At 35.1% G+C, this 20,725-nt stretch carries 24 protein-coding genes and 1 riboswitch; of the genes, 20 read left to right on the top strand and 4 right to left on the bottom strand.

Translation table 11 applies throughout. The annotated features are described in order from the left end of the window. The first annotated feature begins 23 nt into the window (after nucleotides 1–23). The 8 genes from atpA (at nucleotide 24) to fabZ (ending at nucleotide 6,844) form a co-directional block, all read left to right on the top strand. Entirely contained in the window at nucleotides 24–1,532 is a 1,509-nt protein-coding gene (gene atpA, locus ACEE93_RS07025; protein ID WP_449156040.1) for a F0F1 ATP synthase subunit alpha, read from the top strand. A gap of 35 nt (nucleotides 1,533–1,567) precedes the next feature. Continuing rightward, entirely contained in the window at nucleotides 1,568–2,434 is an 867-nt protein-coding gene (gene atpG / locus ACEE93_RS07020; RefSeq protein WP_449156039.1) for an ATP synthase F1 subunit gamma, read from the top strand. Nucleotides 2,435–2,456: 22 nt separating this feature from the next. Continuing rightward, complete coding sequence (gene atpD / locus ACEE93_RS07015) at nucleotides 2,457–3,869, top strand: F0F1 ATP synthase subunit beta (protein ID WP_449156038.1); 1,413 nt, start codon at nucleotides 2,457–2,459, stop codon at nucleotides 3,867–3,869. A gap of 21 nt (nucleotides 3,870–3,890) precedes the next feature. Then, a complete protein-coding gene (locus ACEE93_RS07010) occupies nucleotides 3,891–4,295 on the top strand; it encodes a F0F1 ATP synthase subunit epsilon (protein ID WP_449156037.1) in 405 nt (134 codons plus the stop codon). Nucleotides 4,296–4,495: 200 nt separating this feature from the next. Continuing rightward, the gene (locus ACEE93_RS07005; protein ID WP_449156036.1) at nucleotides 4,496–4,729 is read left to right on the top strand and encodes a DUF1146 family protein; all 234 of its coding nucleotides are present in this window, start codon (nucleotides 4,496–4,498) and stop codon (nucleotides 4,727–4,729) included. A 219-nt stretch (nucleotides 4,730–4,948) separates the two neighbouring features. Then, nucleotides 4,949–6,214 (top strand): UDP-N-acetylglucosamine 1-carboxyvinyltransferase, encoded by a 1,266-nt coding sequence (gene murA / locus ACEE93_RS07000; protein WP_449156035.1) that lies wholly within the window; start codon nucleotides 4,949–4,951, stop codon nucleotides 6,212–6,214. After that, the gene (locus tag ACEE93_RS06995) at nucleotides 6,207–6,401 is read left to right on the top strand and encodes a hypothetical protein (RefSeq protein WP_449156474.1); all 195 of its coding nucleotides are present in this window, start codon (nucleotides 6,207–6,209) and stop codon (nucleotides 6,399–6,401) included. Before murA ends, ACEE93_RS06995 begins: the two co-directional genes overlap by 8 nt. Beyond that, nucleotides 6,401–6,844 (top strand): 3-hydroxyacyl-ACP dehydratase FabZ, encoded by a 444-nt coding sequence (gene fabZ / locus ACEE93_RS06990; RefSeq protein WP_449156033.1) that lies wholly within the window; start codon nucleotides 6,401–6,403, stop codon nucleotides 6,842–6,844. Before ACEE93_RS06995 ends, fabZ begins: the two co-directional genes overlap by 1 nt. Nucleotides 6,845–6,915: 71 nt before the next feature. On the opposite strand, the gene ACEE93_RS06985 is transcribed toward fabZ, so the two are convergent. Further along, on the bottom strand, nucleotides 6,916–7,350 hold the full coding sequence (locus ACEE93_RS06985) for a YwpF-like family protein (RefSeq protein ID WP_449156032.1): 435 nt from the start codon (nucleotides 7,348–7,350) through the stop codon (nucleotides 6,916–6,918). Between the two features lie 180 nt (nucleotides 7,351–7,530). Between ACEE93_RS06985 and ACEE93_RS06980 the strand changes: the two genes are divergently transcribed. The 6 genes from ACEE93_RS06980 to yidC all read left to right on the top strand — a co-directional run bounded on the left by ACEE93_RS06980 (nucleotide 7,531) and on the right by yidC (nucleotide 12,335). Next, nucleotides 7,531–7,878, top strand: a complete 348-nt coding sequence (locus tag ACEE93_RS06980; RefSeq protein ID WP_449156473.1) for a single-stranded DNA-binding protein — start codon at nucleotides 7,531–7,533, stop codon at nucleotides 7,876–7,878. 409 nt (nucleotides 7,879–8,287) lie between these two features. Further along, nucleotides 8,288–8,392: riboswitch (TPP riboswitch) on the top strand. A gap of 70 nt (nucleotides 8,393–8,462) precedes the next feature. Continuing rightward, on the top strand, nucleotides 8,463–9,158 hold the full coding sequence (tenA, locus tag ACEE93_RS06975; protein ID WP_449156030.1) for a thiaminase II: 696 nt from the start codon (nucleotides 8,463–8,465) through the stop codon (nucleotides 9,156–9,158). Beyond that, entirely contained in the window at nucleotides 9,145–9,951 is an 807-nt protein-coding gene (gene thiD, locus ACEE93_RS06970; protein ID WP_449156029.1) for a bifunctional hydroxymethylpyrimidine kinase/phosphomethylpyrimidine kinase, read from the top strand. Before tenA ends, thiD begins: the two co-directional genes overlap by 14 nt. 1 nt (nucleotide 9,952) lies before the next feature. Beyond that, a complete protein-coding gene (gene thiM, locus ACEE93_RS06965) occupies nucleotides 9,953–10,741 on the top strand; it encodes a hydroxyethylthiazole kinase (protein ID WP_449156028.1) in 789 nt (262 codons plus the stop codon). A gap of 5 nt (nucleotides 10,742–10,746) precedes the next feature. Beyond that, nucleotides 10,747–11,388, top strand: coding sequence for a thiamine phosphate synthase (thiE, locus tag ACEE93_RS06960; RefSeq protein WP_449156027.1), 642 nt, complete (start codon nucleotides 10,747–10,749; stop codon nucleotides 11,386–11,388). A gap of 83 nt (nucleotides 11,389–11,471) precedes the next feature. Next, on the top strand, nucleotides 11,472–12,335 hold the full coding sequence (yidC, locus tag ACEE93_RS06955) for a membrane protein insertase YidC (protein ID WP_449156026.1): 864 nt from the start codon (nucleotides 11,472–11,474) through the stop codon (nucleotides 12,333–12,335). A gap of 51 nt (nucleotides 12,336–12,386) precedes the next feature. On the opposite strand, the gene ACEE93_RS06950 is transcribed toward yidC, so the two are convergent. Then, complete coding sequence (locus ACEE93_RS06950) at nucleotides 12,387–13,040, bottom strand: HD domain-containing protein (protein ID WP_449156025.1); 654 nt, start codon at nucleotides 13,038–13,040, stop codon at nucleotides 12,387–12,389. 15 nt (nucleotides 13,041–13,055) lie between these two features. Further along, nucleotides 13,056–14,546: a cardiolipin synthase gene (gene cls, locus ACEE93_RS06945; RefSeq protein WP_449156024.1), complete on the bottom strand. Its 1,491-nt coding sequence runs from the start codon at nucleotides 14,544–14,546 to the stop codon at nucleotides 13,056–13,058. Nucleotides 14,547–14,673: 127 nt separating this feature from the next. Between cls and csoR the strand changes: the two genes are divergently transcribed. The 5 genes from csoR to ACEE93_RS06920 all read left to right on the top strand — a co-directional run bounded on the left by csoR (nucleotide 14,674) and on the right by ACEE93_RS06920 (nucleotide 18,007). Beyond that, complete coding sequence (csoR, locus tag ACEE93_RS06940; RefSeq protein WP_449156023.1) at nucleotides 14,674–14,961, top strand: copper-sensing transcriptional repressor CsoR; 288 nt, start codon at nucleotides 14,674–14,676, stop codon at nucleotides 14,959–14,961. A gap of 13 nt (nucleotides 14,962–14,974) precedes the next feature. Continuing rightward, nucleotides 14,975–15,187 carry a putative copper chaperone CsoZ gene (gene csoZ / locus ACEE93_RS06935; RefSeq protein WP_449156022.1) on the top strand — a complete coding sequence of 71 codons (213 nt, stop codon included), beginning with the start codon at nucleotides 14,975–14,977 and terminating at the stop codon, nucleotides 15,185–15,187. A 24-nt stretch (nucleotides 15,188–15,211) separates the two neighbouring features. Then, nucleotides 15,212–15,415: a cation transporter gene (locus ACEE93_RS06930; RefSeq protein WP_449156021.1), complete on the top strand. Its 204-nt coding sequence runs from the start codon at nucleotides 15,212–15,214 to the stop codon at nucleotides 15,413–15,415. 176 nt (nucleotides 15,416–15,591) lie between these two features. Beyond that, the gene (locus tag ACEE93_RS06925) at nucleotides 15,592–17,772 is read left to right on the top strand and encodes a heavy metal translocating P-type ATPase (protein WP_449156020.1); all 2,181 of its coding nucleotides are present in this window, start codon (nucleotides 15,592–15,594) and stop codon (nucleotides 17,770–17,772) included. A gap of 94 nt (nucleotides 17,773–17,866) precedes the next feature. Further along, the gene (locus ACEE93_RS06920; protein WP_449156019.1) at nucleotides 17,867–18,007 is read left to right on the top strand and encodes an Lmo0850 family protein; all 141 of its coding nucleotides are present in this window, start codon (nucleotides 17,867–17,869) and stop codon (nucleotides 18,005–18,007) included. Between the two features lie 290 nt (nucleotides 18,008–18,297). On the opposite strand, the gene ACEE93_RS06915 is transcribed toward ACEE93_RS06920, so the two are convergent. Further along, nucleotides 18,298–19,491, bottom strand: a complete 1,194-nt coding sequence (locus ACEE93_RS06915; protein WP_449156472.1) for an FtsW/RodA/SpoVE family cell cycle protein — start codon at nucleotides 19,489–19,491, stop codon at nucleotides 18,298–18,300. A 153-nt stretch (nucleotides 19,492–19,644) separates the two neighbouring features. Between ACEE93_RS06915 and ACEE93_RS06910 the strand changes: the two genes are divergently transcribed. After that, complete coding sequence (locus ACEE93_RS06910) at nucleotides 19,645–20,715, top strand: D-alanine--D-alanine ligase (RefSeq protein WP_449156017.1); 1,071 nt, start codon at nucleotides 19,645–19,647, stop codon at nucleotides 20,713–20,715. The last annotated feature ends 10 nt before the right edge of the window (nucleotides 20,716–20,725 follow it).

The raw sequence follows: 20,725 nt of genomic DNA, 5'->3' as shown, positions 1-20,725 counted from the left end.
GATGAGATAGAGGAGTGACATAGATGGCCATAAAAGCTGAAGAAATCAGTGCATTACTTCGCTCACAAATCGAAAACTATGAGTCTGAAATGTCTGTAACTGATGTCGGTACCGTAATTCAAATTGGTGACGGTATTGCGTTAGTACACGGATTAAATGATGTAATGGCTGGAGAATTATTAGAATTTCATAATGGCGTTCTTGGATTAGCCCAAAACTTAGAGGAAACAAATGTGGGTGTCGTAATCTTAGGGCCTTTCGATGATATTAAAGAAGGCGACGAAGTTAAACGTACTGGTCGTATTATGGAGGTACCTGTTGGCGAAGAGTTAATTGGTCGCGTAGTAAATCCTCTTGGTCAACCAATTGATGGTCAAGGTCCAATTAACACATCAAAAACTAGACCAATCGAGAAAAAAGCAACAGGTGTTATGGCACGTAAATCAGTAGACGAGCCTTTACAAACAGGTATCAAAGCGATTGACGCTCTTGTACCAATTGGTCGTGGTCAACGTGAATTGATTATCGGTGACCGTCAAACTGGTAAAACAACAGTAGCAATTGATACGATTTTAAACCAAAAAGATCAAGACATGATTTGTGTATATGTCGCAATTGGTCAAAAGGAATCTACTGTTCGTGCACAAGTTGAAAAATTACGTCAAGCCGGTGCGTTAGATTACACAATCGTTGTATCTGCATCAGCAGCACAACCTGCACCAATGCTTTATATTGCACCATATGCTGGTGTATCTATGGCAGAAGAGTTCATGTTCAATGGTAAACACGTATTAGTTGTTTATGATGACTTAACTAAACAAGCAGCGGCTTATCGTGAATTATCATTATTATTACGTCGTCCACCAGGTCGTGAAGCGTACCCAGGTGATGTCTTCTACCTACATAGTCGTTTATTAGAACGTGCGGCTAAGTTAAATGATGATTTAGGTGGCGGTTCAATTACTGCATTACCATTCGTTGAAACACAAGCAGGCGATATTTCTGCTTACGTACCAACAAACGTTATTTCCATTACTGATGGTCAAATCTTCTTACAATCAGATTTATTCTTCTCAGGTATTCGTCCAGCGATTAATGCCGGATTATCTGTATCTCGTGTAGGTGGATCAGCACAAATCAAAGCAATGAAAAAAGTTGCTGGGACATTACGTTTAGACTTAGCTTCATATCGTGAATTAGAATCATTTGCGCAATTTGGTTCAGATTTAGACGAAGCAACATCTCGTAAATTAGAACGTGGTAAGCGTACGGTTGAGGTGCTTAAACAAGACCAAAACAAACCATTACCAGTTGAACACCAAGTATTAATTATTTATGCATTAACACGTGGATATTTAGATGATATTCCAGTAGAGGATATTACACGTTTTGAAGCTGAAATTATTGAATGGGTTAAAGGTAATGCAAACGACATCTTCACTGAAATTCGTGAAACTGGCGGCTTACCAGCAGATGAAAAATTTGAAGATGCAATTAATACATTCAAAAAAAGTTTCAAAGTAACTGAATAACGTATGATGATTAATATAGAGAAGGTGGTGAAATAATGGCTTCATTAAAGGAAATTGATTCTCGAATTCATTCAACCAAAAAAATGAAACAAATCACGAGTGCAATGAACATGGTTTCTAACTCAAAACTTCGTAAAGCAGAGAAAAATAACAAAACATTTAAACCTTATATGACTAAAATGGAAGATGTGATTACTGCTATTGCAGGTTCAAATACCAAATCAGGACATCCAATGATGGTTGAACGTCCGGTTAAAAGAGTTGGATATATGGTTGTGACAAGTGATAGAGGGCTAGCAGGAGCATATAGTGCTAATGTCATTAAAAACATGTTAAGAGATATTGAAAAGCGTCATAACAGTTCAGACGAATATCGCATTATTGTGTTAGGGCAAATCGGTGCTTCTTTCTTAAAGGCTAGAGGTTATGAGATTGCTAACTCATTAACAGATATACCTGACCAACCTTCATTTAAAGCGATACAATCAATTGGTAAACGTGCGATTGATATGTATGTTGATGAAGAAATAGATGAATTAAACATTTATTATAGCCATTATATTAGTGTCATTGAAAACACACCGAAACACAAAAAACTTTTACCATTAACATCTGAAGATTCAAGTTTAGGACATAGTGCGATGTCTTCTTATGAATTTGAGCCAGATAAAGAATCCATTTTAAAAGTGCTTTTACCACAGTATATTGAAAGTTTAATTTACGGTGTTATTTTAGATGCTAAAACGAGTGAGCATGCTTCTCGTATGAATGCTATGAAGAATGCAACTGATAATGCTACAGAAATGATTGACGATTTATCATTAGAATATAACCGTGCCCGTCAAGCAGCAATCACGCAACAAATCACAGAAATTGTTGGTGGATCTGCAGCATTAGAATAATTGATTATAAGGAGGAAGAAAGATGGGATTAGGCCATGTAACACAGGTCATGGGGCCAGTTATTGATGTGCGCTTTGATGAACAAACTATTCCAAATATCAACAACGCATTAATTGTTGAAGTGCCTAGAGAAGGTCAAATGGAAAAATTAACATTAGAAGTCGCACTTCATTTAGGTGATGACTTAGTTCGTACAATTGCGATGGATTCAACTGATGGAATTCAACGTGGTGCAGAAGTTAAAGATACAGGAGCACCAATTAGTGTACCTGTTGGTGATGCAACGTTAGGTCGTGTATTTAACGTTTTAGGTGACCACATCGATTTAGATGGAGAATTGGATGATTCTGTTCGTCGCGATCCTATTCATAGAGAAGCACCACAATTTGATGAATTATCAACTGAAGTAGAAATCTTAGAAACAGGTATTAAAGTAGTTGACTTACTTGCACCTTATATCAAAGGTGGAAAAATCGGGTTATTCGGTGGTGCCGGAGTTGGTAAAACTGTATTAATCCAAGAATTAATTAACAACATCGCGCAAGAACACGGCGGTATTTCTGTTTTTGCCGGAGTTGGTGAACGTACACGTGAAGGTAATGACTTATACTATGAAATGAAAGACAGTGGCGTTATTGCTAAAACAGCCATGGTTTTCGGTCAAATGAACGAGCCACCTGGTGCACGTATGCGTGTAGCACTTTCAGGATTAACAATGGCTGAATACTTCCGTGATGAAGAAGGACAAGACGTTCTTTTATTCATTGATAACATTTTCCGTTTCACACAAGCAGGTTCTGAGGTATCTGCATTATTAGGTCGTATGCCATCAGCAGTTGGTTACCAACCAACACTTGCTACTGAAATGGGTCAATTACAAGAACGTATTACATCAACAAATAAAGGTTCGGTTACATCTATTCAAGCGGTCTTCGTACCAGCCGATGACTATACCGATCCAGCACCTGCGACAGCTTTCGCTCACTTAGATGCAACAACAAACTTAGAGCGTAAGTTAAGTGAAATGGGTATTTACCCAGCGGTGGATCCATTAGCTTCTACTTCACGCGCGCTTGAACCAACTGTTGTAGGTCAAGAACATTATGATGTAGCACGTCAAGTACAATCAACATTACAAAAATATCGTGAATTGCAAGATATCATTGCAATTTTAGGTATGGATGAATTATCAGATGAAGATAAGAAAACAGTTGAACGCGCACGTCGTATTCAATTCTTCTTATCACAAAACTTCCACGTAGCTGAACAGTTTACAGGACAACCTGGTTCATATGTACCAGTAAAAGAAACAGTTGAAGACTTTAAAGCTATTTTAAATGGTAAATATGACCACATTCCTGAAGATGCTTTCCGTTTAGTTGGTGGCATTGATGATGTCATTGCAAAAGCGAAAGACATGGGTGTTGAAGTATAATTCAATTAGGAGGCTTGGATAATGCAAACATTAACCTTAGATATCGTCACTCCTAATGGTTCTGTTTATAAAGAAGACAATGCTGAAATTGTTGTCTTACAAACTACAGCAGGCGAAATGGGTGTGATGCATGGTCACATTCCGACAGTTGCACCATTAAGAATTGGTCACATTAAAGTCACTCAAGAAGGTAAATCCGATTATATCGCTGTAACTGAAGGATTTGCTGAAATTCGCCGTGAAAAAATAAATATACTTGTACAAGCCGCAGAAGCTGCAGAAGATATTGATCTCGAAAGAGCAAAATCTGCTAAAGAGAGAGCGACTTTTTATATTGACGGTGATGAAGAAGATACAGATTTAAAACGCGCAGAACGTGCATTAAAGCGTGCTGAAAATCGTATCGAAATAGCTAAATATAAATAATCAAAAAAGTTCGATGAGATGCTCATCGAACTTTTTTACTATTCATTAACAATTTTATGCTGTCTTCTTGTTATAATTAGCTTATAACGGGTATGATACAATTTGAATAATTGGTCATATAAAACCGCTATTATTAGGATTTGATATAAAAATCATGTAAAATTAAGAAAAGGCAATGATTTGAAAGGATAAGACTGATCATGAATTACTTAGGTCAATTTTCTATCGTGCAAATTATACTACATGTTGTGTGTATATGTGTTGCGTATTGGGCATTAAACGCCATTCGTTTAGAACAATTTTTTAAAAAAGGGTTTCCTGTTCAAGTACAAGTCGTTATGATTTTTGCCGCGATCTTGTTAGGGACAGCAGTAAGTAACTTTTTAACTGATTTACTATATACATCAACGCAAATGAAGTATTTATTTAATTGATATTTAACGATAGCAACAAATAGATAAGAGTACATAACGTTAAACAAATCATGTTACAAATTGTCTCAAATAAGAAATTTAAAATTTTAAATGTAAGATGACTTTTAGTAATAAATTCATGTTACAATCTATTAGCAACGATCAAATAAAATGTCATTTTGAATAGAATTTTGTATATAATGAGATTAAGTGTTGATAACTAGTGGAGGATTATGAAAGATGGATAAAATTGTAGTAAAAGGTGGAAACCAATTAAAAGGGAATGTGCAAGTAGAAGGAGCAAAGAATGCAGTATTACCGATTATTACAGCATCACTACTTGCAAGTAACGGTAAAAGTACATTATGTAATGTACCTGCCTTAAGTGATGTGGAAACGATTAATAATGTATTGCGTGTTTTAAATGCAAAAGTAACTTATAAGGAAAAAGATCAATCAGTAATAGTGGATGCAACTAAAGATTTAAGTGAAGAAGCTCCATATGAATATGTTAGTAAGATGAGAGCAAGTATTTTAGTAATGGGTCCTTTATTAGCTCGATTAGGACGTGCAAAAGTCGCATTACCAGGTGGGTGTGCAATAGGTTCACGACCAATAGAGCAACATTTAAAAGGATTTGAAGCGTTAGGTGCAGAAATTCACCAAGAAGCAGGATTTATTTATGCAGAAGCACCACAAGGTTTAGTAGGGAACGAGATTCACCTAGATTTTCCAAGTGTAGGGGCTACACAAAATATTATTATGGCAGCATCTTTAGCACAAGGTCGCACTGTGATTGAAAATGTCGCTCGTGAACCAGAAATTGTGGATTTAGCCAACTATATTAATGAAATGGGCGGCGATGTAAAAGGTGCCGGAACAGATACTATTATTATCAATGGTGTTGAAATGTTAAATGGTGTGGAACATAATATTATTCCAGACCGTATTGAAGCAGGAACACTCATCATTGCGGCAGCTATCACAAGAGGAGATGTATTTGTTAAAGGTGCAATTCAAGAACATATGACAAGTCTTGTTTATAAGTTGGAAGAAATGGGTGTACAACTGGACTTTAGTGAAGAAGGTGTTCATGTTACAGCACCGGAAACTTTAAATCCAGTGGATGTCAAAACGTTACCACATCCAGGATTTCCTACAGATATGCAATCTCAAATGATGGCGTTATTACTAACAGCTGAAGGGCATAAAGTGATTACTGAAACAGTCTTTGAAAATCGCTTCATGCATGTAGGAGAGTTTAAACGCATGAATGCTAATATTTCAGTTGAAGGTAGAAGTGCTAAAATTAAAGGAAAAAGTGAACTTCAAGGTGCAGAGGTTAAAGCAACAGACTTACGCGCTGCTGCGGCACTTATTTTAGCAGGACTTGTTGCAGAAGGGACAACGATTGTCACTGAACTTAAACATTTAGATCGTGGATATGTGAACTTCCATGAAAAATTAAAATCATTAGGTGCTGATATTGAAAGAATTAATGACTAATCAAAATAAACGATTACAACGTTTATTTGAGTTGGTTTCTTTTCGAGTCATTTTATTTTTAGGTATCTGCTTTATCATGTTATTTATCGGTGTTATGTTCGGTTTATTATTAAATCATGATAATATATGGAATGTATTTAGTTATACATTCTGGCAACATATTGTTAAAGCAATAGGAGGCAAATAATGGAAACAGTTTTTAATTATAACGAAATAAAAAATATTATACCGCATCGTCAACCTTTTTTATTAATTGATAAGGTCGTTGAATATGAACCTGGTCAACGTTGTGTAGGTATTAAACAAGTATCGGGTAATGAACCATTTTTCCAAGGTCATTTTCCAGAATACGCGGTAATGCCAGGTGTGTTGATTACTGAAGCACTTGCTCAAACAGGCGCAGTAGCGATGTTAAATAGCGAAGAAAATAAAGGTAAATTAGCATTGTTTGCAGGTATTGATAAGTGTCGTTTCAAAAGACAAGTCGTTCCTGGAGACACTTTACAATTAGAGGTAGAAATCACTAAAATTAAAGGGCCTATCGGCAAAGGCACAGCTAAAGCGACTGTTGACGGCCAAGTTGCTTGTACGTGCGAATTAACATTTGCATTACAAGATCCGAACGCATAAATGATAAAAAAACAACACTAAGTTCAGATACATCATGTCTGATTTAGTGTTGTTTTTATTTATGTTAATCATTAATCTCTTTCATCTTTTAGTCTAGGTTTAGATTGCATCATTCGATTGAACGTTGTAATTAAAGCTTCTCCTTCTAATCCCTCATTAACTAATTGCTCAAGTAAGCTTTCAGCATAAACTTGTCGTAATGTATAGATATGACATTCAAACACTACAGATATCGTGGTATTTAATTGCGTAATTTGTTTGATTGTCGCATCAAATAAAGCAGGGTCGTTAGAAGGTCGTGTAATGACGACACGTATGTCAAGCATGGTTTCATTATCTAAATACATTTCCATCTGTTCTTTATGTATGTCAGAGATGACAATTTCTAAAAGCCATCCAGTTCCACTATTTTCTTTATTGATAATAACACCATCATATAGTTCATATTCTGTCACACTTCGATCATCAGAAACAATTTGAAAACGTACGGCCTTAAAAGTCTTCATAACATTATCACCTCAAATTTTTAAAAGTTTACGAAAATTCAACTTCTCACACTATTATAGCGTAGTTTTTAATAAAATTCTTGTTATGCTTAATTTTTTGCAAAGTTTTTATTGTAAAACATGCATTTTTGAACTTTGCCAAAATAATTATCTCTAGTATATGATAATGCTACCAAGGAGGTGAACACTATAAACCAATTTCAAGCTATTGGTAGAATAACAAAACCACCAAGGTTTTACCCAAAAGAAAATCGTGATTTTATTACTTTTACCATTTCAGTGGAACGTGATTATCGCAGTAAACTTAATAAACCAATATACGATTTTCTAAATTGTAAAGCTTTCGGAGCACTCGCAATTGAAATTAACCAAACGCTTTCAGAAGGTGATATTGTAGGTATCACAGGGCATATTCAAACTAGAAGGTTCGATTATAATGGTGAAAACCGTTATACTACTGAATTATTGGTGACAACAATTCAGCATTTATCTTTGCACGACGAGTTACCCTTGCTCAAGGCAAAGTAGGCATAAGTATTAAAAGATATAACTAGGCAATTAAAATTTTTTTCATATTTAACTCCTTTTATCTCTCAATATTATTTAAACAGTATAACCAGTCTATACTACTCCCAAATTTTGACGAAAATATAAGTATATAGAATATATCTCAGGAAATCAGCAATTAATATTTTTTTATAAAATGAAGTGATGGACATTTTATATGAAGACATTTGTGTATTGTACTCATATGACAATTTGAGCTTTACATTAATATAATCAATATTTTCATTATTCTCACATAGGTTATAGGCTAGTCCCTTAAATTTGCGCTTAAGAGACTGGTCTGTAGCCAATACATAAACTCAATAGTGCACAAATTGATATATTTGATATTTTGAAATCTATTTGATACATTAAAATCAAATTAATCAATAAAGACTACTAGGGGAGCCATTATTATGGCTGAGATGCATTAAATGTTAGACCCTTTGAACCTGATGTGGTACAAGCCATCGTAGGGAAGTAGCGTTATACATATTCTGAAAAGATATGTCATTAAGGCTACGTTCTAACAAGTAGTCTTTTTTTATATCAAAGGAGTAATGAATATGTGTTTTGTTAATCAACTTAAAAAAGAAGCGGAACCAATAATTACAAAAATTTATAATGATCCTTTTATTCAGTCTTTATTAAAAGGAGATATTTCAAAAGAAGCAATAAGTCATTATTTACAAGCAGATTCACGTTATTTAGATGAATTTGCAAAAATTTATGCATTATTAATTCCAAAAGTAGATACAAAAAAAGAAATACAATTTTTATGTGAACAAGTTCAATTTGCTGCTTCAGGAGAAGTAGAAGCACACCATATTTTAGCAGATTATGTAGGTAAACCATATGAAGAGATTATTGAAGAAGGAGAATGGTTTCCTACAGCTGACCACTATATTAAACATATGTATTATAATGCGTATGGCTTTGATAATGTTGCGTATACTATCGCTGCTATGGCACCATGTCCATACGTCTATCAACAAATTGGTAAACGTGCGTTAGAGAATGATGATATTGCGAAAGACAATCCTTTAAGAGCTTGGTTTGAATTTTATGCTACAGAAATGGATGACTTAATGAATCATATTGATGATTGGCTTAATCAGTATGCTGAACAAAGTGATCAAAAAGTACGAGAAGATTTTAAACGTAACTTCTTACAAAGTACCGTTCATGAACGTCATTTCTTTAATATGGCATATACGCAAGAAAGATGGGACTTTGGAGGTGCAGAAAATGAAAAAGCCTAATATTGCTTTATCAATTGCAGGTACAGATCCTAGTGGTGGCGCTGGTGCAATGGCTGATTTAAAATCATTCCATGCTTGTGGTGTATATGGTATGGCAGCGATCACAAGCATTGTCGCTCAAAACACTAAAGGTGTCCAACACATTCATAACCTTGATGTGGGTTGGTTGGAAGAACAACTTGATAGTGTATTTAATGATGAATTACCTCATGCCATGAAAACAGGTATGATTCCAACGACGGAAATGATGTCATTAATCGAAACGTATTTAAAGAAATATGATTTACCTTATGTCATCGATCCAGTGATGATTGCTAAAAGTGGTGATTCATTAATGGATCAAGGTGTTAGAGATCAACTCAAAACGACGTTATTACCGTATGCTGATGTTGCAACGCCTAATCTTCCAGAAGCAGAAGAAATTGTGCAATTTCAAATTGATAGCGTTGATAAGGTGCACAAAGCAGGACGATTTTTTATCGATGAAGTAGGCTCAAAAGGCGTTGTGATTAAAGGAGGGCATATGGAAGGAGATGCCGTCGACTACCTTTTTACTAAAGAGGGTCATTATACGTTTGAAAGTGAGCGCTTTGATACAAAACATACACATGGTACAGGCTGTACGTTTTCAGCTGTTATTACTGCTGAGTTAGCCAAAGGTCGCTCTATTTATGATGCCGTTGCAAAAGCTAAGTCTTTTATTTCTTTAGCGATTAAACATACCCCAGAAATAGGACAAGGTAGAGGTCCAGTTAATCATTTCGCATATCAACATATGAATGGATGGGATTAGAATGAATTATTTAACACAATTAAGAGAAAAGCAACCATTAGTCGTATGTTATACCAATGATGTTGTAAAAAATTTTACAGCTAATGGATTGTTAAGTGTGGGAGCAAGCCCTGCAATGAGTGAAGCACCAGAAGAGGCTGATGACTTTTTCAAAGTAACAAGCGCACTACTCATTAATATCGGTACGTTAACGGTTGATCGTGGGGAAGATATGATTAAAATTGCCCAAGCAGCTAATCGTGCCGATGTACCTGTCGTCTTTGACCCTGTGGCAGTCGGTGCTTCCCAATTTAGAAAGTCATTCTGTCAACGATTCCTTAAAGAAGTTGATGTATCAGTTATAAAAGGTAATGCATCCGAAATTTTAGCGTTAATTAATGAGGAAGCGACGATGAAAGGCACAGATAGTGCTTCAGATTTAAATGTAATAGATATTGCCAAAGAGGCACACGAATTATTGAATACTGCCATTGTGATATCAGGTGAAAAGGATATTATTGCTCAAGATGGTTCGGTTGTCGAGTTATCTAATGGTACACCATTACTAACTAAAATTACAGGAGCTGGGTGCTTACTAGGTGCAATTATCGCGAGCTTTTTATTAGGAGCGTTAAAACCATCACGTGACCAATTAGAAGAAGCGGTATCGTTCTACAACATTGCTGCAGAACGCGCAGAAATGATGGAAGGTGCTGATTTACCTGGTACGTTTTTAATCCAACTAATCAATGAATTAAACCAAATTACACCTGAGTCGTACCAACTCGAGGTTAAAAAGAGAGAAGTGTGAGCAAGATGCAATTTAAAAGATCTTATTTAAATGTATATTTTATTGCAGGTACCCAAGATGTTAAAAAAGGTGAGTTAACTGATATTTTAAAACAAGCATTAGAAGCTGGTATTACGATGTTTCAATTTCGTGAAAAAGGACCTTCAGCGTTAACAGGAGAGGCTAAAAAGCAGAAAGCGATTGAATTAAAAGCTTTATGTCATGAATATGATGTTCCTTTTATTGTGAATGATGACGTCATGCTTGCGATTGATATAGATGCTGATGGTGTTCACGTAGGTCAAGATGATGAAAAGGTCGCTAATTTTTATCAACAATTAAGTGATAAGATAATTGGATTAAGCGTGCGTGATTTTAAAGAATATGATCAATCTGATTTAACACATGTCGATTACATCGGAGTTGGACCAGTTTATGCGACACAATCCAAGGCTGATGCTAAACAACCTGGCGGTATTGAATTAATACGTCGTATGAGAGAATATGATAATACTATTCCAATTGTTGCGATTGGTGGTATTACTGAAGAAAATGTAGCACCATTAGTTAAGAATGGGGCAGATGGGATTGCGACAATTTCTTCTATAACTGCTAGCCAAAATATTGAAAAATCTGTGTCACGTTTTCTTGAAAACTTCAAATCATAAAAGAATTACTCGAATAATGTTTCCCCATTAAGATAATATATGATAAAATACACCTTATGTGAATAAATTATTGAGGTGGAAAAATGAAGAACAAAGCGCTATTAGCGACGCTCGTTGGTGTTGCATTATTATTAGCCGGTTGTGATTACAGTCAACCAGAAAATAGAACGGGTTTCTTTTATAATACGTTTGTTTCTCCAATGGATAGTTTAATTCATTGGCTAGGCGAAAACTTAAATAATAATTATGGTTGGGCCATCATTATTATTGTATTAGTTGTTCGTATTGTCTTATTGCCATTTATGTTAGCGAACTATAAAAATATGCATATGATGCGCGAAAAAATGAAAGTGGCTAAACCTGAAATGACAGAAGCACAAGAAAAGGTTAAGCGCGCACGTACATCTGAAGATAAAATGGCAGCAAACCAAGAAATGATGCAGGTTTATAAAAAATACAACCTTAATCCAGCTGCAACAATGCTCGGTTGTTTACCAATGATTATACAATTGCCAATTATCATGGCGTTATATACTGTTTTAAAATATCCGTCAGGTGGCGGTATTACGAAGTATTCGGATTTCTTATGGTTCCAATTAGATAAACCAGATATTTGGATTACATTAATTGCCGGTGCTTTATATTTCCTTCAAGCATATATTAGTATGGGCAATATGCCTAAAGAACAGCGTCAAATGGGCTATATGATGATGATTATTTCACCTATTGTAATTATTTGGATGTCATATAGTTCTGCCGCAGCATTAGGTTTATATTGGTCTGTATCTGCCGCTTTCCTTACTGTCCAAATGTATATTGCGAATAAAGTATATAGTAAGAAAGCCAAAGAAGAAGTGGCACCACTTCTTGCAAAACTGGAAGAAGAGAAAAATCCTAAAACCGGTAAAAATACACAAGTTGTTTCTAAAAAGAATAAAAAGAAATAATATGAAAGCGTGACGAAGCACTAGGAGCTTACGTCACGCTTTTTGTGTAATTTAGTCTAAATGATGGGATTGCCATTCATTAAAAAATTGTTGTAAAAATGTCTCCACAACATGATGGCGTTGATCGGCTATCTTTTTTCCTTTAGGTGTATTCATTAAGTCTTTTAATTTTAATAATTTTTCAAAACAATGTTTCACCGCTGAAGGAGGCAAAGTAGTCACGTCCTCCATTTGTTGCATTTCATTATAATTGTAATGACCGGTCCACAGGGGTTCTTCAAATACGCCAGCAAATTGAAAGGTCCTTGCTAATCCGATCGCACCTAACGCATCTAAACGATCTGCATCTTGTACGATTTGAGCTTCAATCGTTTGAAGGGTGTTTACTTGATGACGATGACGGAAACTCATATGCGTTATAACGTAGACAATCTCGTCTTGCTCCTCTTTGGAAACATGAATACGATTTAGAAATTGTCTCAGTGCCTCAATAGAAATGGCATGAGGTAATTTTTCATCTACAGTATCATGTAAAAGGGCTGCCAATTGAATCACACGTAAGTTCGCATTTGGGTAATCCTTGGCGATGGTTAATGCCAATTGTAAGACGCGTTCCACGTGTGTATGGTCATGACCGCTATGATCTCGTTGATGAAGAGAGGTCATAAATGCTCTCGATTGTGTAATATAATCGATTTGTGTCATCTTTTTACTCCTTGTCTATAAAATTGGCGACAATAATTGACTGATGGATTCTTTAAATTTAATCCATAATCCGCGTTGCTCATAACGTTCTTTTGTTAATTCAGAACAAACCTTTAAATCTTCTTCAAAGCTTTGTCTTACCTCTTTTGCTAAGTGGTCATTGTACACAAACGCATTCACCTCGAAATTTAAAGTGAAACTTCGATTATCCATGTTTGTTGTACCAACACTTGTGATTTCATCATCAATGGTTAAAGTTTTCGCATGTAAAAAGCCATTTTCATATAAGTACACTTTGGCGCCCGCTTCAAGTAGACTTGCTACATTTTTATATGTTGCCCAGTATACAAAAGGGTGGTCTGGCTTACATGGGATCATAATATTAACATTGACACCGCCTAAAGCTGCAATTTTAAGCGCGTCCATAAAGGCTTCATCAGGTATAAAATAGGGAGTTTGAATATAAATATCTTTTTCAGCCATAGAAATCATTTTTAAATATCCATATTTAATTTGTTCCCAAGATTCATCAGGACCACTTGAAGCAATTTGAACACCAATATTACCTGTTTTACCTTCTGCATTGTTTGGAAAATATTTACTTGAATATTCGATGTTATTGCGGTGTGATTGTGAGTTCCAATCTAATATGAAGCGTAACTGTAAAGCATTGACCGCTTCTCCGGTAATACGTAAGTGTGTATCACGCCAATAGCCAAACTTTTTAGATAAACCTAAATATTCATTTCCGACATTAAACCCACCCACATAACCAATATTGCCATCAATGACAACAATTTTACGGTGGTTGCGATTATTCATACGTAGATTAATCAATGGTAATTTTGAAGGGAAGAAAGCTTCGACTTTACCACCTTTTTCTTTAAACAACTTAAAGTCGCGTAAGGTTAAGGTCCGTGAACCCATATCATCGTATAACATTTTAATTTCCAGGCCTTCATCCAACTTTTGTTCGAGCAATTCTAAGATACTTTCACCTAATGTATCATTTCTAAAAATGTAATATTGAATATGTACATAGGATTTAGCATTTAAAATATCTTTTTTGAGTTGGTTGAATTTATCGTGACCATCAGTAAACATTTGAATTTCGTTATTATTTGTATAGAAAGCAGCATTATTATAAACAAGCATTTGAATCATGTGTTTATAATGCTCAATATGAGGATTATCCGCTTCGAATTCATCTCTACGTAATAAATCAAGTTGTTGATTTACAATTTGTTCTAAACCAATACGGTCTTTTTCCTCTAATTTAAAGATAGAACGTCTTTGAATTTGGCGACCAAATAAAAGATAAAGAATAAACCCTAAAATTGGAATTAAGCCAAGTACAAGAATCCATGCCCATATAGAACCTGCACTCCGACGTTCCATAAAAATAATAATAAAAACAAATCCTAAATTTAATAAGAAAGCACCAATGAAAATGTAATTCATGATGGCGTTCAAATCAAATCCATACGACACAAGCATATCTAGCATTGGATGTGTCCTCCCTTATCTTTTTAGTAGTATATCATTTTTTGTGATAAATCGGGAGTTGTCCCGTTGACATATACCTATATAGGGTATAATATAAAGGTAAATGATCACGATAGGAGTTTTTCATATGACGGAAAAAGCCCATCATTCAGAAGAAATTAAACGAAATTTAAAATCGCGCATGAATCGGATTGAAGGTCAGGTTCGGGCGATTAATCGTATGATAGAAGAAGATGTGTATTGTGATGATGTATTAACACAAATACGTGCGACACGTTCGGCGTTAAATAGTGTTGCGACACGGTTATTAGATCATCATATGAAGGGATGTATTATGCATAAAATCGAAAATGGCGCCGAACAAGAAGCCATGGAAGAACTATTAGTCACATTCCAAAAATTAATGAAAGATTGAGAGGAATCTATTGATGCAACAAAGCACAGTGCTTATTAAAGCATTAAATACTGAAGAAGATCAACAACGTTTAATGACTCGATTAAACGATATGACTGGTGTTGAACAAGTTACAATTGATATGGCTAATCAAACAGTCAAATTAAGTTATGAAACACCTATGAATTTAAATACTTTAGAAAAAGAAATTTATGATGCAGGTTTTCCTGTCATCGATGCGTATTAAAAACGATAAAAGGAGTGTCATTAAATGGAAAAATATACAATTGCAGTAGAAGGTATGACATGTGATCATTGTAAAGCAGCAGTAGAGGAAGCGGTAAGTGAAAATCAATCAGTTGTTTCTGTTGAAGCATTTCCTTCAGAAGATAAAGTAGAAGTTGAAACAAATGATGAATCAGCACTTAAAGATATTAAACAACGCATTTATGATGTTGGTTATGATGTGAAGTAGGACGAATAGCAGTCGTTTCATAGCGAGGTTGGGTTAATTCGATTAGGAGTTAAGCAATAGTCAACGAGATGTATCAATTAGTCAAATCGTGGGCTTACCGATAGTAATGTCTTATACCCAGCCCCGCTTTATTTAGACTTTAATAAATACCATATAGGGGTATAGGAGCGATTAATATGGTCAAAGAAACTTTTAAAATTTCAGGAATGCATTGTGCAGCATGTGCTTCACGTATCGAACGTGTCCTTAATCGAGAAGACGGTGTAGATGAAATGACGGTCAATTTAGTGATGGAAAAAGGGACAGTTTCTTATGATCCTAAGAAGATTTCGCGTGAGCAAATTTTTGAACGTATTCAAAAAATTGGTTTTGAGGCATATGAGATTAAATCGCATCAAGAGACAAAACAACGTCAAAAAGATGAATTGAAACATCAAAAATATAAATTTATTATCTCGTTAGTGCTCTCACTGCCATTGATTTATACGATGTTTGCGCATTTTAGCTTTTTAGATTTTGTCCCCGTTCCACAACTATTTATGAATCCTTGGTTTCAATTATTGTTAGCTACACCAATTCAATTTATTTTAGGGGCTCAATTTTATGTTGGGGCTTATCGTTCTTTAAGCAATAAAAGTGCGAATATGGATGTACTCGTAGCAATGGGTACGTCCGCAGCGTATTTTTATAGTATCTATTTAATGATAGTACATTTTGGTAGCGGCCATGATGTGCCACTATATTTTGAAACAAGTGCTGTATTAATTACGTTAATTTTATTAGGTAAATACTTTGAAAAACGTGCTAAAGGCCATGCAAGTGATGCAATCGAGAAATTAGCCTCTTTACAAGTCAAAGAAGCGGAAGTTGAACGCCAAGGTAAGGTTGAATTTGTCCCAGTTGAACGTGTCAAAGTAGGGGACGTTGTTTGGGTACGCAGTGGTGAAACAATTCCTTTAGATGGTGAAATTATCGAAGGTACCACTACCATTGATGAATCATTAGTGACTGGGGAGAGTATGCCAGTTGAAAAAAATGAAGGTCATGAAGTCATTGGAAGTACGATCAATCAAACTAATTTTATTAAAGTACGTGTAACACATGTCGGAGAGGATTTGGTTCTAAATCAAATTATCAATGTAGTCGAACAAGCTCAAAATGATAAACCACCTATTCAAAGATTAGCAGACAAAATTTCAAATATATTTGTTCCAGCTGTCGTCAGCATAGCGATTATTGCATTTTTAATTTGGTATATTTGGGTAACACCTCAAGAGATGAGTAAGTCATTAGAAATATTTATTGCTGTGATTGTCATTGCCTGTCCGTGTGCTCTAGGTTTAGCAACGCCAACTTCAATAATGGTTGGATCTGGTAGAGCAGCCAAATCAGGTATTTTGTTCAAAACGGCAGAAGCTTTAGAACAAACTCAAAAAGTAGATACACTTGTATTTGATAAAACAGGTACGATTACAAATGGTCATCCTCAAGTTACTTCTGTAGTTGAAATAATGCACGATGAGCACGTGCCTAGTTATATCAAAAGTTTAGAAATGCAATCTGAGCATCCGTTATCACGTGCACTAGTGGACTATTATGAAGATGCACAAGCCTATTCCATTCAATCGTTTCAAACGCATACAGGAAGTGGTATTTCAGGTATCATTGAAGATCAATCAGTGCGCATTGAATCTATTGCTTCGATTCAAAAAGAAATGACGTTAAATACAGCGCAACAAGATACGGTCGAGGAGATGGAAGAAACAGGTGCAACTGTAATAGGTGTTGTAATCAATGAACAGTTGATGACGCTCATTGGATTGAGAGACGAACCTAAACCGCACGCCGAAACGATGATTGAACAACTAAAACCAAACTATGATGTGATACTCTTAAGCGGTGATAGTCAAAAAACAGCAGAAGCCATCGCAAAACAAGTGTCTATTCAACAAGTGATTGCCAATGTTAAACCAGAAGAAAAATCTAATATCATTAGCAAACTACAACAAGAGGGCAAATCTGTCATGATGATTGGTGATGGGGTCAATGATGCTCCGGCACTCATGCAAAGTGATATTGGTATCGCAATGGGCTCTGGTTCAGATATTGCCATAGAATCTGCGGATATCGCTTTAGTTAAAAATAACTTAAATGATATTCCTAAATCTCTATTTTTAAGTAAACTTACTATGAAAAATATTAAACAAAATTTATTCTTTGCTTTCATTTATAACTTAATTGGTATTCCGATTGCAGCCAGTGGATTTTTAGCTCCGTGGTTGGCAGGAACAGCCATGGCATTTAGTTCTGTGTCAGTCGTATTGAATGCTTTACGCTTAAATATTATTAAAAAATAATTAAAAAACAATTAAAAATAACGATTTGATGTAGTAAAGTGTGAAAATTTGGGGTAGTATATAGTTAGTAGACTGATAAACTCGAGGTGATCATATGGCAAATCAAACTGATAAGCTACAAAATGTGGTCAAAATGTTATCATCAATCGGTGTGAAGGTTAAAAAAACAAAATCACGATTAGATATTATGCGATCACTACCAACAACAGAGCCAGCCACAAACAAGTTGAAATAATATATAATGTCACAAGCAGATTATGTCAGTCATTTAAAATCAACTTAAATTAAAATAAAGCTCAGTTGAGGTTGGGACAAAAGCGCTCAGGATTTGAGCAGAAGTGAACGAAAAGCTAAAATTGTTTTTCAAATTTTGGCGAATCGTGAACTTTCTGCCGAAAATCCTGCTTTTGGGACACCGTTAATCGGTTTCCGAGAGTATTAGCGTTTGATGTCTTAGCCTCGACTGAGCTTTTTTTAATAAAAGGGAAATGAGCAGCTTATATTAACTTTTCTGTAGATTTACGTTTACGATGAGGTATCTCCTTGCTGATACCGTTGTGGTCGATGGTAGTAAATACTTAAGAGTACACCGACACCGATCATTAAACTCCAAATAGAACTTCCGCCATAACTAATAAATGGAAGCGGGATCCCCGTAATAGGTAATAACTGAATGGTCATACCGATGTTTTGGATAATGTGGAATAGCAATAAACTCATATAACCAATGATAAATGTTTTATTAAATAAACTTTCTTGATGAATTGCTAAGCGCGCTAAATGCAAGAGCAATAATAAAAATACAACTAATAATAAGACAGCGCCAATAAATCCAAATTCTTCCCCGATAACTGAAAATATAAAGTCAGTATGGTTCTCAGGAATGTAAACCTCTCCATGATTAAAGCCTTTTCCAATTAATTGACCTGAACCAATTGCTTTCATAGATTCCGTTAAGTGGAAGCCATCACCTGAACTATATGTATAAGGGTCAAGCCAAGAATTGATACGCCCAAGTTGATACGTTTTAATACCAGCAATATTTTCAATGAGACTTGGTTTAAATATAATCGAAAGCACAAGACTCACACCGACCGCAATGATGACACCAAATATAGGTGCAAGTATTTTCCAGGTAATACCACTAACGATCATGACACCTGCAATAATCGCTAAGAAAACTAATGTCGTACCTAAGTCATTTTGTAAAAGGATTAGCACCATCGGAACAATTGAGACAAGCCCAATTTTGAGGATTAACTTCACATCTGTTTCGATGGATTTATTAAATGTAAATCGATTGTGTTGTGCTACGACACTAGCCAACGCTAAGATGAGCACAATCTTCATAAACTCTGATGGTTGAATGCTGATTGGTCCTAGTCGATACCAACTCTTTGCACCATTAATAACAGGTGTAATGGGTGACTCAGGAAGAATCAATAAACCTAAGAGCAAGAAGTTAAATATCACATAAATCAACATTGTATTTTTGCGAATAGTCTTTGGAGAAAAGAGCATAATGACTAAGGCAGCAATGGCGCCCGTTAAATAATAAAATCCTTGTCTAATACTAAAATCAGCGCTATATTGACCACCACTCATCGCTGAGTGAATGGTTAAAATACTGATTAAACATAATATCGCGAGTAAAATAATAAGCCGCCAATCTAGACGACGAAAAAAGGATTTTTGTGCTTGTTGACGTGAAGAAGCCATGACAATCTCCTTTGTAAAAAATTTTTCTATGTTTTATTATATACCGATTCTACCTAAGTTGTAATCAAATTGCTATTAAAGTCTAAAAATAAATGCATTATAAATCCATCTCATGGTAAGATGTAGTTTAGAAAATAATTTGGAGGCGGACTTATGGCAAAAGAAAGATTATGTATTATTTATGGTGGTAAAAGTGCCGAACATGATGTTTCTATATTAACAGCACAAAATGTTTTAAATGCGATTGACAAATCACAATATGATGTCGACATTATTTACATTACAAATGATGGTGCTTGGAAAAAGAAAGATCATATTACTGATAACATATCAGATATTAATATATTAAGGTTAGAAGACGTTGAAGAAGGAGAAGTTTCAACATTATTAACTTCATCTAGTCAAGGTGGTTCATACGATGCAGTGTTCCCATTATTACATGGACCAAATGGTGAAGATGGTACCATTCAGGGATTATTTGAAGTCTTAGATATCCCTTATGTAGGTAATGGTGTTTTAGCAGCTTCAAGTTCAATGGATAAACTTGTCATGAAACAATTGTTTGCACACAGAGGATTACCACAACTGCCATATGTGAGCTTTTTACGAAGCGAATATGAGAAATATCAACATAATATTTTAAAATTAGTTAAAGACAAACTTGAATTTCCTGTTTTCGTTAAACCTGCTAATCTTGGTTCAAGTGTAGGTATCAGCAAGTGTGATGACGAAGCATCACTTATCGAAGGTATTGAGGAAGCATTTCAATTTGATCGTAAATTAGTCATTGAACAAGGTGTAAATGCTAGAGAAATTGAAGTGGCTGTATTAGGAAATGATTACCCAGAAACAACATGGCCTGGAGAAGTCATTAAAGATGTTGATTTTTATGACTATAAATCAAAATATAAAGATGGCAAAGTGAAGTTAAGTATTCCAGCAGAACTCGACAAAAACGTTCAAATGACTTTACGTAATATGGCAATTGAAGCCTTTAAAGCAACTGATTGCTCAGGCTTATTACGTGCCGATTTCTTCGTAACAGAAGATCAACAAATCTATATTAACGAGACAAATGCGATGCCTGGATTTACAGAGTTTAGTATGTATCCAAAACTTTGGGAAAACATGGGCATTCCATATGCAGAGTTAATTACAAAATTAATCGAATTAGCAAAAGAACGTCATGCAGATAAACATAAAAATAAATATAAAATTGATTAATAAAAGAGGT

The sequence above is a fragment of the Staphylococcus sp. 11262D007BW genome (assembly GCF_053547815.1).
The sequence above is the reverse complement of the archived record's forward strand: the minus strand, read 5'-3'. Positions and strand labels throughout refer to the sequence as shown.